Annotated in this window: 11 protein-coding genes; 10 read left to right on the top strand and 1 reads right to left on the bottom strand. The window is 57.1% G+C overall.

Annotated features, from left to right (window positions below; genetic code table 11):
- The first annotated feature begins 239 nt into the window (after nucleotides 1–239).
- The 6 genes from QK293_RS15000 to QK293_RS14975 all read left to right on the top strand — a co-directional run bounded on the left by QK293_RS15000 (nucleotide 240) and on the right by QK293_RS14975 (nucleotide 5,108).
- Complete coding sequence (locus QK293_RS15000) at nucleotides 240–446, top strand: co-regulatory protein PtrA N-terminal domain-containing protein (RefSeq protein WP_282378177.1); 207 nt, start codon at nucleotides 240–242, stop codon at nucleotides 444–446.
- 220 nt (nucleotides 447–666) lie between these two features.
- The gene (locus tag QK293_RS14995) at nucleotides 667–2,502 is read left to right on the top strand and encodes a copper resistance system multicopper oxidase (protein WP_282378174.1); all 1,836 of its coding nucleotides are present in this window, start codon (nucleotides 667–669) and stop codon (nucleotides 2,500–2,502) included.
- Between the two features lie 12 nt (nucleotides 2,503–2,514).
- On the top strand, nucleotides 2,515–2,787 hold the full coding sequence (locus QK293_RS14990) for a hypothetical protein (RefSeq protein ID WP_282378171.1): 273 nt from the start codon (nucleotides 2,515–2,517) through the stop codon (nucleotides 2,785–2,787).
- Nucleotides 2,759–3,826, top strand: coding sequence for a copper resistance protein B (locus QK293_RS14985; protein WP_282378198.1), 1,068 nt, complete (start codon nucleotides 2,759–2,761; stop codon nucleotides 3,824–3,826). Before QK293_RS14990 ends, QK293_RS14985 begins: the two co-directional genes overlap by 29 nt.
- A gap of 9 nt (nucleotides 3,827–3,835) precedes the next feature.
- A complete protein-coding gene (locus QK293_RS14980; protein WP_282378169.1) occupies nucleotides 3,836–4,651 on the top strand; it encodes a cytochrome c in 816 nt (271 codons plus the stop codon).
- A complete protein-coding gene (locus QK293_RS14975; RefSeq protein ID WP_282378167.1) occupies nucleotides 4,641–5,108 on the top strand; it encodes a DUF411 domain-containing protein in 468 nt (155 codons plus the stop codon). The genes QK293_RS14980 and QK293_RS14975 overlap by 11 nt, the downstream gene beginning before the upstream one ends.
- Before the next feature lie 14 nt (nucleotides 5,109–5,122).
- On the opposite strand, the gene QK293_RS14970 is transcribed toward QK293_RS14975, so the two are convergent.
- A complete protein-coding gene (locus QK293_RS14970) occupies nucleotides 5,123–6,343 on the bottom strand; it encodes an MFS transporter (RefSeq protein ID WP_282378165.1) in 1,221 nt (406 codons plus the stop codon).
- A 94-nt stretch (nucleotides 6,344–6,437) separates the two neighbouring features.
- Between QK293_RS14970 and QK293_RS14965 the strand changes: the two genes are divergently transcribed.
- From QK293_RS14965 to QK293_RS14950, 4 genes are all read left to right on the top strand, one after another.
- Complete coding sequence (locus QK293_RS14965) at nucleotides 6,438–6,779, top strand: hypothetical protein (protein ID WP_282378163.1); 342 nt, start codon at nucleotides 6,438–6,440, stop codon at nucleotides 6,777–6,779.
- Between the two features lie 100 nt (nucleotides 6,780–6,879).
- Nucleotides 6,880–8,136: a TolC family protein gene (locus QK293_RS14960; RefSeq protein WP_282378161.1), complete on the top strand. Its 1,257-nt coding sequence runs from the start codon at nucleotides 6,880–6,882 to the stop codon at nucleotides 8,134–8,136.
- The gene (locus tag QK293_RS14955) at nucleotides 8,133–9,608 is read left to right on the top strand and encodes an efflux RND transporter periplasmic adaptor subunit (protein WP_282378159.1); all 1,476 of its coding nucleotides are present in this window, start codon (nucleotides 8,133–8,135) and stop codon (nucleotides 9,606–9,608) included. Before QK293_RS14960 ends, QK293_RS14955 begins: the two co-directional genes overlap by 4 nt.
- Entirely contained in the window at nucleotides 9,605–12,763 is a 3,159-nt protein-coding gene (locus tag QK293_RS14950; RefSeq protein ID WP_282378158.1) for an efflux RND transporter permease subunit, read from the top strand. Before QK293_RS14955 ends, QK293_RS14950 begins: the two co-directional genes overlap by 4 nt.
- The last annotated feature ends 35 nt before the right edge of the window (nucleotides 12,764–12,798 follow it).

Here is a 12,798-nt window from a genome sequence, read left to right as displayed (position 1 = left end):
CAGCTCGCGCGGAAGAAAAACTTAACGTCGTGTCCGGGATTAGTTGACCACTACAAAACGATGTTACGCAAACGGTTGTACAAGGAGGGAAGCGCAACCTGACGCAACTGTAATTTTCACCTAAGGCTTTTGACAGGGAATGATGGTTAAGGTGGCATCGAGCCTAGAGCTCTACCCCCAGAATCATCTATTGATGTGGATTTTACGGGGCAACCAAATACTTATCCGAGGCTACCCAAATGAAATCCATGAAAACCCTATTTGTTCTTGCAGCGTTGACCGTTTCTTCTCTGGCTATGGCCGAAGGCGGTGGTGACCGGACATTTGCGCGTACGGAAGCGGCCAGGAAGGATTCGATGGAATCGTACCAAATCGCCCAAAAGCAAGGCACTCAATCCCCCGTAGCAGAGAGCAAAGGAAACGCAGCCGGCCACGCTAAGTGCTGAAACGATTGGCGCATTCCCAAGCTGACAGAAATGTAATCACCCTGATAGTTAAAGTGTGGCAATTTCTGAGCTCGTCTGCCGTATGAGTTTTGTCATTTGCGGCGGCGGGCAAGGCTCAGGGGGATTCGAGACGAACTCCAGAGAAGTTGCCCCCCTCCGGTAAGCAAAACGCGCAAAGTGTTTCGCACGGCTTCCTTTTGACTGAGTGGACATAAACGGCATGCATTGCAAAACCTCTAGGCGGACATTCGTCAAAGGCCTGGCCGCTGGTGGCATTCTCGGCGGTCTTGGCCTGTGGCGTACCCCTGTTTGGGCAGTAACCAGTCCCGGTTTTCCGAACGTACTGACCGGCAATGAATTTGATTTGTTCATTGGCGAAACCCCAGTGAACATCACCGGCTCGGCGCGCACGGCGATGACCATCAATGGCTCTTTGCCGGGACCGCTGCTGCGCTGGCGTGAAGGGGAAACGGTCACGCTGCGGGTGAAGAACCGCCTGGACCAGGACACCTCCATCCATTGGCACGGGATCCTCCTGCCGGCCAACATGGATGGTGTGCCAGGCTTGAGCTTTCACGGTATCGCGCCCGATGGCATGTATGAGTACAAATTTAAAGTCCATCAGAATGGTACTTACTGGTACCACAGCCACTCGGGGTTTCAGGAACAGGCCGGTGTCTACGGGCCCATCGTGATCGACTCGAAAGAGCCTGAGCCTTTCCAATACAACCGCGATTACGTGGTGATGCTGACCGACTGGACTGATGAAGATCCTGGTCGGGTCATGGCTAAGCTCAAGAAACAGTCGGACTACTACAATCACCACAAACGCACCGTTGGCAACTTCATCGACGATGTGAGCGAAAAAGGCTGGGCCGCGACGGTGGCGGATCGGAAGATGTGGGCCGAGATGAAAATGAACCCCACCGATCTCGCCGACGTCAGTGGGGATACCTACACCTATCTAATGAATGGCCAGGCCCCTAACGGTAACTGGACCGGGATTTTCAAACCGGGTGAGAAGCTGCGCCTGCGCTTTATTAACGGTTCGGGCATGAGCTACTTCGACGTCCGTATCCCAGGCTTGAAAATGACCGTGGTGGCCGCCGACGGCCAGCACGTCAACCCGGTCAGCGTCGACGAATTCCGCATCGCTGTGGCAGAAACCTATGACGTGATTGTGGAGCCTGTCAGCGAAGAGGCTTACACCATCTTCGCCCAGTCCATGGATCGAACCGGATATGCCCGCGGAACCCTGGCCGTGCGTGAAGGATTGAAGGCGCCGGTGCCGGCGATCGACCCGCGTCCCCTCGTCACCATGGATGATATGGGGATGGGCGGAATGGATCACGGCGACATGGCCGGCATGGACCACAGCACCATGAAACCGGGCAACATGGCCGGTATGGATCACAGCACCATGAAACCGGGCGATATGTCTGGCATGGATCACAGCAAGAAGACCGGCATGGATCAGGGTGATATGTCCGGCATGGATCACAGCAAGATGGCAGGCATGGGCACAGAAGCAATGCAGTCTCATCCGGCTTCCGAAACCAACAACCCGTTGGTCGATATGCAAGCCATGAGCACAGCGCCGAAGCTGAACGACCCAGGTATTGGCTTGCGCAACAACGGCCGTCGCGTGCTTACCTACTCAGACCTTAAGAGCACTTTCCAGGACCCGGATGGCCGCGAGCCCAATCGCACCATTGAACTGCACCTTACCGGTCATATGGAAAAGTTCGCCTGGTCATTCAACGGCATCAAGTTCTCTGATGCTGAGCCTTTGCGCCTCAAGTATGGCGAGCGGCTGCGTATCACCCTGGTTAACGACACCATGATGACCCACCCCATCCACCTCCACGGCATGTGGAGTGACCTTGAGGATGAGGACGGAAACTTCATGGTGCGCAAGCACACGATCGACATGCCACCTGGCACTAAGCGCAGCTATCGAGTAACAGCTGATGCGCTGGGGCGCTGGGCCTATCACTGCCACCTGCTATTTCACATGGAAATGGGCATGTTCCGTGAAGTACGGGTTGATGAGTAAAGGAGACGGGTTATGAGTACATATCTGAATCGTAAGTCGCTGATCGGTTGCGCCCTTGCCATTGGCCTGTTGGGTGGAGTGCCGTTTGCACTGGCAGGAGAAAGCAGCGGTGAGCATTCCCATCCCGCTCCTGCATCATCAACGGACAAGCCAGAGCCAACGCAAAAGTCCAAGACCAATGAATCCAAAACCGATCACGGTTCCATGGACCATGGTTCGATGGATCACAGCAAGATGAGTAATGAGTCGATGGATCATGACAAAAAAACCAAAAAAGCGGATTGAGATCATGACCAACAAGCTTTTACGTCCGACCCTGATGGTGCTGACGGTTTCAGTCAGCACCGCTTTTGTTGGCTGGGCCAACGCCGCTGAAGTGATGGACCCGTCGATGACCATGTCCTCGGGAACGGAGTCGAAACCGGCGGTGCCTCAAAAGTCGATGCCCGCCAAAGACGGCCAGATGGATCATTCCAAGATGGACCATGGTTCTATGGAGTCTATGGAGTCTATGGAGTCTATGGAGTCTATGGACCATAGCAAAATGAATCATGGGCAAATGGAAGGCATGGATCACAGCAAAATGAATATGGATGCCGGGGCGACCAGCACGAGTCGAACTCCCATTCCCGTATTAACAGATGCTGATCGTAAAGCTGCTTTTCCGCCTGTGGCAGGCCATGGTGTTCATGACAAAAGCCTCAACACGTTCTTTCTCCTTGATCAGTTCGAGTATCAGGACGCTGATAACGGCAGCGCCCTGAGTTGGGATGCAAAAGGCTGGATGGGTGGCGACATTGATCGTTTATGGCTGCGGTCTGAGGGGGAGCGTACCAACGGTGTGACTGAAGACGCCGAACTCCAAGCGCTTTGGGGGCACTCGATCAGCCCGTGGTGGGATGTTGTAACCGGCGTGCGTCAGGATTTTAAACCAGGCTCGCCGCAGACTTGGGGCGCCTTCGGCATCCAGGGCATGGCCCTCTACAACTTTGACGCTGAAGCCACCGCTTTCATCGGTGAGAACGGCCAGACCGCCGCTCGGCTAGAGGGCGACTACGACATTCTGCTCACTAATCGCCTGATTTTGCAGCCGACAGCCGAAATGAACTTTTACGGGAAAAACGATCGTCAACGCGGCATTGGTTCTGGTTTGGCCAATACCGAAGTGGGTTTGCGGTTGCGCTACGAGATTGTCCGGGAGTTTGCTCCCTACATCGGGGTCAGCTGGAGTCGCTCCTACGGCAAGACCGCCGACCTCGCTAGCGATGAAGGCGAAGATACGAACGAGGCGCGATTTGTCGCCGGTATTCGGATGTGGTTTTGAGTACCTGACATGAAAAGAACATTGAAAACATTGACTGCTGCCGGTGCGGTCGCCGCAATAGTAGGTGCCGGCGTGGTGTATTTTGGTGTGATTAATGTTGGGGCGGATGATCCGCATTCCGAACCCGTTTACGCACTTCTGTCCACTGCTCGGGATCGCTCGATAGCAGTGCGCTCACGCGACATTGAAGTTCCCGACCTGAGCGATGAAACTCTTATTCGTGCAGGTGCGGGTAACTACAACTCAATGTGCATTGGCTGCCACCTCGCTCCGGGTGTCGCAGGAACCGAGTTAAGCAATAGCCTTTACCCTGCCCCCCCCAATCTTTCAAAACTGGGGGTTGATGGAAACCCTGCTGCAGCTTTCTGGATCATCAAGCATGGAATCAAATCCACAGGCATGCCCGCTTGGGGTAAAAGCATGGCCGATCCCTACATCTGGGGAATGGTCGCTTTTCTTAAGCAACTTCCCACCCTGAATGCAGAGCAATACACCGCTCTAGCAGTCAGCAGTGGTGGTCATCAACACGGCGGCGGCGAGAGCAAAATGCATAACCATGAAGGTGAGCATGAGGGTCAAAAGGGGGCAGCCTCTGCACATCATGATGCGGGGGCAGCCGAAGAAGTTGCCGACGCAGGCGACCATCATGACGAGAGGAACAGCGCCCACGCCCATGAGGTTGCCGCAGCGCCTTTTCAGGATGAAAGTCCCGAACACGCCCATTCTCAGGGTACCGAGGCTTCACATGACGCGTCTACAACTCCTGTCGCGCAACCACAAACTCATCCCCATGCTGATGGGAAGGAGCATACCCATGCGAAATAACATTTATCGGCCCGGACGGATACTTCACCTTGCTGCATTCGCGGCTCTGTTGATCAGTTCAACTGGTCATGCAGCAGATTCGCTGACGATCGACGTCCATCGTGATGCTAACTGTGGATGCTGCAAGAAGTGGATGCAGCATCTTGAAGCCAACGGCTTCACCGTCGTTGATCATGTAGAAACCAACATGAGCGCGGTCAAGCAGGACCTGGGTGTTGTTCCGCGTCTCTCGTCATGCCACACCGCGTTGATCAACGGAAAATTTGTTGAAGGCCACGTGCCTGCTGAGCAAATAGTTGCTTTGAGCAAACGCGATGACCTTCTCGGGATTGCTGTGCCGGGCATGCCGGCAGGTTCGCCTGGTATGGAGGTCGGTGGCAAGCAGGATGCTTATCAGGTCATCGGTCTGAGCAAAGCAGGTACCGACCAAGTGATCGCTGAGTACCCGGCAAACTAGTTTTCAAACTTTCCTTAATTCTTGCGTGGTCCGTGATCATGCAAACAACGTGTGCTCTTACTACGTTGTGCTATCAGCAGTATGAGCGCTACCGCAGAAAAAATTGCTCCGGCATAAAACGTCATTGCTGAACCATAAGTTTGCCAAAGTAACCCCGCAATCCCGCTTGCCAGCAACATGGATACACCACTCACCAGGTTGAAAATCCCGAAAGCGGTTCCTTTTAGTTCTGCCGGTGTCGTGTCAGCGACAAGGGCAGCCAGTAATCCCTGACTGAATCCCATATGAAGTCCCCATAGGGCGACGCCGAGTATCAACATTGAGACGGACTCGGCGCTGGCTAGAACCAGATCGGACAGGATCAGCAATATCAACCAGACCCCGAGAAGACTTGTGCGGCTGACACGGTCAGAGACCTTCCCCACAGGGTAGGCCGAGAGCGTGTAGAACAAGGCCATCACCACCATCACTATCGGCACCCAGGTTGCAGACAGTCCTGCTTGCTGAGCGCGCAAGACCAGGAAGGCCTCGCTAAAACGTGCCAGGGTGAACAATGCGCCGATTATCACCACCCACCAATAAGCCGGCGAAAAGCTGTAGAGCAGTTGTGGCCGTATGGGTGAACGAAAGCGCTGAGCTGACGGCTCATGTTCGGACTCATCGACGCCAACAAAAATCAGACTGACCGCTACCAACGCCGGTATCACCGCGATCCATAACACCAGTGGAATGTTTTCACTGAAGGCATACATCAGGCCGATGGCTACTGCTGGCCCGAGGAAGGCCCCTATCGTATCCATGGATTGACGTAAGCCGAAGCAAGCGCCACGGATCTCCGGTGGCGATACATCAGCGACCAGGGCATCACGTGGAGCGCCGCGAATACCTTTGCCAATCCGATCCAGAAAGCGTGCGGTGAACACCATTTCTGCGGAGTGGGCCAGCGGAAAGAGCGGTTTGGTGAGTGCTGCCAGCCCGTAACCGAGCAACAGCAGGCCTTTGCGTCGTCCGAAATAATCGCTGATGGCGCCTGAAAAGACTTTAACGATCAGGGCCGTCGCCTCCGCAATACCCTCGATCAGCCCCAGGGTGATCATGCTGACGCCTAGAGAACCCACCAGATACATCGGCAGCAGGCTATGAACCATTTCTGAAGACAAGTCCATGAACAGGCTGACGAATCCTAACGCCCAGACCGTACGGGGGATGCTACGTGTCGCAATTGTCTGGGACATATTCCAGTTTCCTTGGCTATCGCCCGCATCTGCCGGGTTCTACCTGACAGATTCGTAATTGTATAGCCCATTACCAGCGACTAGACTCCCTCGCATGAAACGCTATCTGCGGTGTTGCCTTATTTTTCTGATTAGCCTGGCGCTTCCCCTGAGCGGGATGGCGGGCATTCAGTCACCAACAGAACCTTGCCCGATTAAAACGACGGGCATGACCATGATGGGTGATATGAACCAGGACTGCTGTCACGAGATGAGCAGCTCCACCGATCACGGCAAAACCTGCAAACCTGGCCAGGAATGCAGGAGCGCCAGTCTGCTACAAGTGTCGTTTGGAAAACCTGCCGCCCGTTTGTCCAGCCAGCAAATGCTGACAATCTTCAGCGTCCTCCTCCCTACTCAGGCCCCGTCCGGGGTATGGCGACCGCCTCGCGCTTGATTCCTGTACCACACTGAGCCTCATCCCGCCCTGGCGCGGGATGGCATATCTGCGCGCGAGCCCAAGAGGCGCGCAGTGGATCATCACAGGAATCGTGAACATGAATTCCAAGTGCTACTGCACCGGTTGGCCCCTCGTGGCTGCCCTGGCGGCAAGCGTGCTGGCATTGCCGAGCCTTGCTGCGCCGCTGACACTCGATGAAGCCTTGCGGTTGGCCGAAAGCAATGCCCCGTCGCTGGCCGCCCAAGCGGCCAAACTGCAAGCCGCCAGCAGCGCCGCCATTCCAGCCGGCGAACTACCCGACCCGAAGCTTCTGCTGGGCGTACAAAACTATCCCATCGGCGGCCCTGACCGCTGGCGCCTTGAACAGGATTTCATGACCATGCAGATGGTCGGCGTCATGCAGGAGGTGCCCAACCGTGACAAGCGTAGGGCGCGAATCGAAGTGGCCGAGGCATCCGTAGATCGCGCCGCGGCCGAAGGCCGTGTCGAGCGACTGAACGTTCGTCAGGCCACGGCATTGGCCTGGATCAGCAGCTACTCCGTCGAGCGTAAAGAGGCGCTGTTTCAGGATTTTTACCGGGAGAATCGTCTGTTGGCCGAAACCGTACGGGCGCAGATCGCCGGTGGTCGTGCTCAACCTGCCGATGCAGTAACGCCGAAACAGGAGGCGGCTCAGTTGGCGGAACAACAAGACGATCTGATCCGCCTGCGGGCCCAAGCCAGAGCGGCTCTCAGGCGCTGGATAGGTCCGGCCGCCAATGACCAGCCCGTTGGCAGCTTGCCCAAATGGCCCATCGATGCCTCGGGTTACCCTCATAAGCTGCAACATCACCCTGCACTAGCGGCATTCACGCCAATGACTCGCGAAGCGCAGGCCAAGGTCCGTGAAGCCAAGGCGGAAAAGCAGTCCGACTGGAGTTGGGAACTTGATTACCAGCGCCGAGGCCGTCAGTTCGGCGACATGGTCAGCGTGCAGTTCACGTTCGACCTGCCACTGTTCCCCGACTCCCGACAGAACCCGAAGATCGCCGCCAAACACGCTGAACTGAATCAGTTGGAGGCCGAGCGCGAAGCTCTCGTACGTGAACATACCCAGCAACTGGAGGACGATCTGGCCGAATACGAGCGTCTGAACCGTGCCGTGCACCGCAGTCAGGAAAGCCTGTTACCCCTGGCCAAGGAAAAGGTCGGGCTGACCATGGCCAGCTACCGCGCCGGTAAAAGCGACTTGGCGGCTGTCATCGCTGCCCGACGTGAACTCATCGAGACCCGCCTCAAGCAGGTCGACTTCGAAGAACAGCAAGCCCTCACCAGTGCTCGCCTGTATTTTGCTTATGGGGACGCCAATCAATGAGCGCTCAAATCTGGAAAGGGGCTTTGCTGACAGGACTCTCGATTGCCTTGGGCGCGGCCGGCGGTTACTGGTTCGCTCAACAGCGCGTGCCTGATAGCACAGCCGAACAGGCCCCTAAAACCCAAGACGAACGCAAAGTACTGTATTGGTATGACCCGATGTCCCCGCAGCAGAAGTTCGATAAACCCGGCAAATCCCCCTTCATGGATATGGAGTTGATGCCCCGCTACGCTGATGCTGCAGCGGACAGTGCGGCCATCAGTATCGACCCAAGCCTGACCCAGAATCTCGGCGTGCGTCTGGCCACCGTCACTCGCGGCGTGCTTGCTTCCAGTCTGGAAGTCGTCGGTGTGCTGGCATTCAACGAGCGGGATATCGCGGTGATTCAATCGCGTACTGCTGGCTTTGTGGAGCGGGTGTATGCCCGTGCTCCAGGCGATGTGCTCAACGCCAATGCGGCTTTGGCCGATATCCTGGTCCCGGAGTGGGCCGCTGCTCAGGAAGAGTTTCTCGCACTCAAACGCAGTGGCGATGCGGACTTGCTGGCGGCAGCACGCCAACGCTTGCGCTTGACCGGGATGCCAGCGACGCTGATTGCTCAAGTGGAGCGAAGCGGCAAGACCCAGCCGGTCCTGACGCTCACCAGCCCCATAAGCGGTGTGCTGCAAGAGTTGAATGTACGTTCGGGTATGACCGTGGCGGCCGGCGAGACGCTGGCTCGAGTCAATGGCTTGAGCAGCGTCTGGCTGGCAGTGGCCGTTCCAGAGTCGGAGACTGGATCGATCAACATGGGGCAAGCGGTCGAAGCACGTCTGCCAGCCTTTCCAGGAACAGTGCTCAAGGGCACGGTCAGCTCGATTCTGCCCGAAACCAATCCCGACAGCCGAACTGTGCGTGTTCGGGTCGAACTCCCCAACCCTGATGGGCGACTCAGGCCGGGTATGACGGCCCAGGTGCACCTGAATCGTTCGACCGAACAAAGCGTTCTGTGGGTGCCGAGCGAGGCAATCATTCGCACCGGTCGACGGGTCCTGGTGATGCTCGCCGAAGACGCTGGTCGTTACCGACCCGTAGAAGTGCAACTCGGGCAGGAAAACGAAGGCAAGACGGTGGTATTGAAGGGGTTGGAAGAAGGTCAGCAGGTAGTCAGCTCTGGACAGTTCCTGCTCGACTCTGAGGCCAGTCTCAAGGGCATTGTTGCGAGCACGCTGGAAATGTCACCACCCAGCCCAGCAGCCTCCAGCTTTCATGAGGCGGATGGGCAGATCGTCGAAATCAATAACCAAGACGTAACAATCGCCCTTGGTCCGTTCAAGACGCTGGGCATGCCTGGTATGACTATGACCTTCCCATTGGCTGACCCTGCTCTCAAGCAAGGACTCAAGGCGGGCGACAAGGTTCGAGTTGCGGTGAGCCAAACCGATGATGGATTGCGCGTTGAACGCCTGGAAAAACTAGGGGGCCAGCCATGATCGCCGCCCTTATCCGCTGGTCAGTCGCCAACCGTTTTCTGGTACTGCTGGCCACGATCTTCGTCACGGCCTGGGGCGTTTGGTCGGTTCAGAGCACGCCCATCGACGCATTGCCAGACCTTTCCGATGTTCAGGTGATTATCCGCACCCCTTATCCGGGACAAGCGCCGCAAATAGTTGAGAACCAGGTGACCTATCCGTTGGCTACCACCATGCTCTCGGTGCCGGGGGCCAAGACCGTACGCGGCTATTCTTTTTTTGGCGACAGCTTCGTGTACGTGTTGTTTGAAGACGGTACCGATTTGTATTGGGCCCGCTCGCGGGTGCTGGAATACTTGAGTCAGGTCCAAAGCCGCCTGCCGGCTTCCGCGAAACCGTCCTTGGGACCCGACGCCACAGGCGTGGGCTGGATCTATCAGTACGCACTGGTGGATCGCAGTGGCGGACACGACCTGGCGCAACTGCGCGCCTTGCAGGACTGGTTCCTCAAGTTCGAACTCAAGACCCTGCCCAACGTTGCAGAAGTGGCCACCGTGGGCGGCATGGTCAAGCAGTACCAGGTGCAGCTCGATCCACTGAAACTGGCCAATCTGGGCATCACTCAAGCAGCGGTGACCGAGGCTATCGGCAAGGCCAATCAGGAAACCGGTGGTGCGTTACTGGAGATGGCGGAGACCGAGTTTATGGTGCGCGCTTCCGGTTATCTGAAGACACTCAACGACTTTCGTGCGATTCCGCTCAAGCTGGGTGCGGGTGGCGTACCAGTGACCCTCGGCGACGTGGCGACGATCCAGCTGGGGCCGGAGATGCGTCGCGGCATCACTGAACTCGACGGCGAAGGCGAGACCGTCGGCGGCGTGGTGATTCTGCGCAGCGGCAAGAACGCTCGCGAAACCATTGCCGCGGTTAAAGCCAAACTTGACGACCTGAAAAGCAGCCTGCCGGCCGGGGTGGAAATCGTCACCACCTACGACCGCAGCAAACTGATCGACCGCGCAGTGGAAAACCTCAGCTACAAACTGCTCGAGGAGTTCATCGTCGTCGCGTTGGTTTGTGGGATATTTCTCTGGCACCTGCGTTCTTCCCTGGTGGCCATTATCTCTTTGCCGGTGGGGGTGCTCATTGCCTTCATCGTCATGCGGCATCAAGGAATCAACGCCAACATCATGTCCCTTGGCGGGATTGCCATTGCCATCGGCGCCATGGTCGACGCCGCCGTGGTAATGATCGAGAACGCTCACAAGAAGATCGAGGCTTGGCATGCGGCCCATCCTGGGGAGGAGTTGAAGGGCGAACGTCACTGGCATGTGATAACCGAAGCGGCGGCGGAGGTGGGACCGGCGCTGTTTTTCTGCCTGCTGATCATCACCCTATCGTTCATCCCGGTGTTCACCCTGGAGGCTCAAGAGGGTCGTTTGTTTGGCCCATTGGCCTTCACCAAGACCTATGCCATGGCAGCGGCGGCCGGGCTTTCGGTAACTCTGGTGCCGGTGCTGATGGGCTACTGGATTCGTGGTCGAATCCCCAAAGAGGACCAGAACCCGCTGAACCGCTGGTTGATCAGGATCTATCAACCGGCCCTGGATGCGGTGTTACATCGGCCCAAAGTCACCCTACTGATCGCGTTAATGGTTTTCCTCAGTGCGTTGTGGCCGATCTCTCGCTTGGGTGGCGAGTTCCTCCCTGCGATGGACGAGGGCGATTTGCTCTACATGCCTTCGGCTCTGCCGGGGTTGTCGGCGCAGAAAGCGGCGCAGCTGCTGCAACAGACCGACCGCTTGATCAAGACGGTACCCGAAGTCGAACACGTTTTTGGTAAGGCTGGTCGTGCCGAAACCGCGACCGACCCAGCGCCGCTGGAGATGTTCGAGACCACTATCCAGTTCAAACCACGCGAGCAGTGGCGTCGTGGTATGACCCAGGAAAAGTTGGTGGAGGAGCTGGATCGAGTGGTGCGCGTCCCTGGGCTGACTAATATTTGGATACCCCCGATCCGCAACCGCATGGACATGCTCGCCACCGGGATCAAGAGTCCGATCGGAGTGAAAATTGCCGGCACCAACTTGACGGAGATCGATGTGGCCACCCAAGCGGTCCAGCGCGCGGCCCAGGACGTGCCCGGGGTCAGTTCGGCCTTGGCTGAACGATTGACGGGCGGCCGCTACATCGATGTGGATATCGACCGCAAAGCCGCAGCCCGCTACGGGTTAAATATCGCGGATGTGCAGTCGATCGTCGCCGGTGCTATTGGTGGTGAAAACGTTGGTGAGACCATTGAAGGTCTCGCCCGCTTCCCAATCAATGTGCGTTATCCCCGAGAGTGGCGTGATTCGCTTGGCGCACTGGAGCAACTGCCGATCTACACCCCGTTGGGGAGCCAGATCACCCTTGGGATGGTGGCTAAGGTCAAGGTCAGTGAAGGCCCGCCGATGCTCAAGAGCGAAAATGCCCGACCTTCCGGATGGGTGTATATCGACGTGCGTGGCCGGGACATTGCCTCAGTGGTTGCTGATCTACGTCGGGTTGTGAGTGAACAGGTCAAGCTGCAGCCAGGCATGAGCCTGAGTTACTCAGGGCAGTTCGAGTTTCTTGAACGAGCCAACGCACGGCTCAAGCTGTTGGTGCCAGCCACTCTGTTGATTATTTTCGTGCTGCTGTACCTGACGTTTTCCCGATTCGACGAGGCGTTGCTGATCATGGCTACCTTGCCGTTCGCCCTTACCGGTGGGGCGTGGTTCCTCTATCTACTCGGCTTTAACCTGTCGGTGGCCACCGGCGTCGGTTTCATTGCTCTGGCGGGTGTGTCTGCCGAATTCGGCGTGATCATGCTGCTCTACTTGAAAAACGCCTGGGCCGAACGTGTAGAGGCCGGCGACAGTACCGAGCGTGGGCTAATCGCAGCAATTAGCGAAGGAGCCGTGCAGCGGGTGCGACCCAAGGCCATGACGGTGGCGGTCATCATTGCTGGCCTATTACCGATCCTATTGGGCAGCGGTTCCGGTAGCGAAATAATGAGCCGCATCGCTGCGCCCATGGTCGGTGGCATGGTCACCGCGCCCTTGTTGTCCCTGTTTGTCATCCCGGCAGCTTACCGCTTGATGCGCCGCCGGCGCCTCGCTGTTGAATCCACACTCTCGCAAGGAAGCGGACTATGACGTGATCGTGTTCACCACTGCTACACGGCTCCTGG

The sequence above is a fragment of the Pseudomonas sp. AL03 genome (genome assembly GCF_029960815.1).
In the GTDB taxonomy this organism is placed as follows: Bacteria; Pseudomonadota; Gammaproteobacteria; order Pseudomonadales; family Pseudomonadaceae; genus Aquipseudomonas.
The sequence above is the reverse complement of the archived record's forward strand: the minus strand, read 5'-3'. Positions and strand labels throughout refer to the sequence as shown.

Coding starts and splice junctions, on each gene's coding strand:
- QK293_RS15000 (WP_282378177.1), top strand. CDS start 240: ATGAAATCCATGAAAACCCTATTTGTTCTTGCAGCGTTGACCGTTTCT.
- QK293_RS14995 (WP_282378174.1), top strand. CDS start 667: ATGCATTGCAAAACCTCTAGGCGGACATTCGTCAAAGGCCTGGCCGCT.
- QK293_RS14990 (WP_282378171.1), top strand. CDS start 2,515: ATGAGTACATATCTGAATCGTAAGTCGCTGATCGGTTGCGCCCTTGCC.
- QK293_RS14985 (WP_282378198.1), top strand. CDS start 2,759: ATGACAAAAAAACCAAAAAAGCGGATTGAGATCATGACCAACAAGCTT.
- QK293_RS14980 (WP_282378169.1), top strand. CDS start 3,836: ATGAAAAGAACATTGAAAACATTGACTGCTGCCGGTGCGGTCGCCGCA.
- QK293_RS14975 (WP_282378167.1), top strand. CDS start 4,641: ATGCGAAATAACATTTATCGGCCCGGACGGATACTTCACCTTGCTGCA.
- QK293_RS14970 (WP_282378165.1), bottom strand. CDS start 6,343: ATGTCCCAGACAATTGCGACACGTAGCATCCCCCGTACGGTCTGGGCG.
- QK293_RS14965 (WP_282378163.1), top strand. CDS start 6,438: ATGAAACGCTATCTGCGGTGTTGCCTTATTTTTCTGATTAGCCTGGCG.
- QK293_RS14960 (WP_282378161.1), top strand. CDS start 6,880: ATGAATTCCAAGTGCTACTGCACCGGTTGGCCCCTCGTGGCTGCCCTG.
- QK293_RS14955 (WP_282378159.1), top strand. CDS start 8,133: ATGAGCGCTCAAATCTGGAAAGGGGCTTTGCTGACAGGACTCTCGATT.
- QK293_RS14950 (WP_282378158.1), top strand. CDS start 9,605: ATGATCGCCGCCCTTATCCGCTGGTCAGTCGCCAACCGTTTTCTGGTA.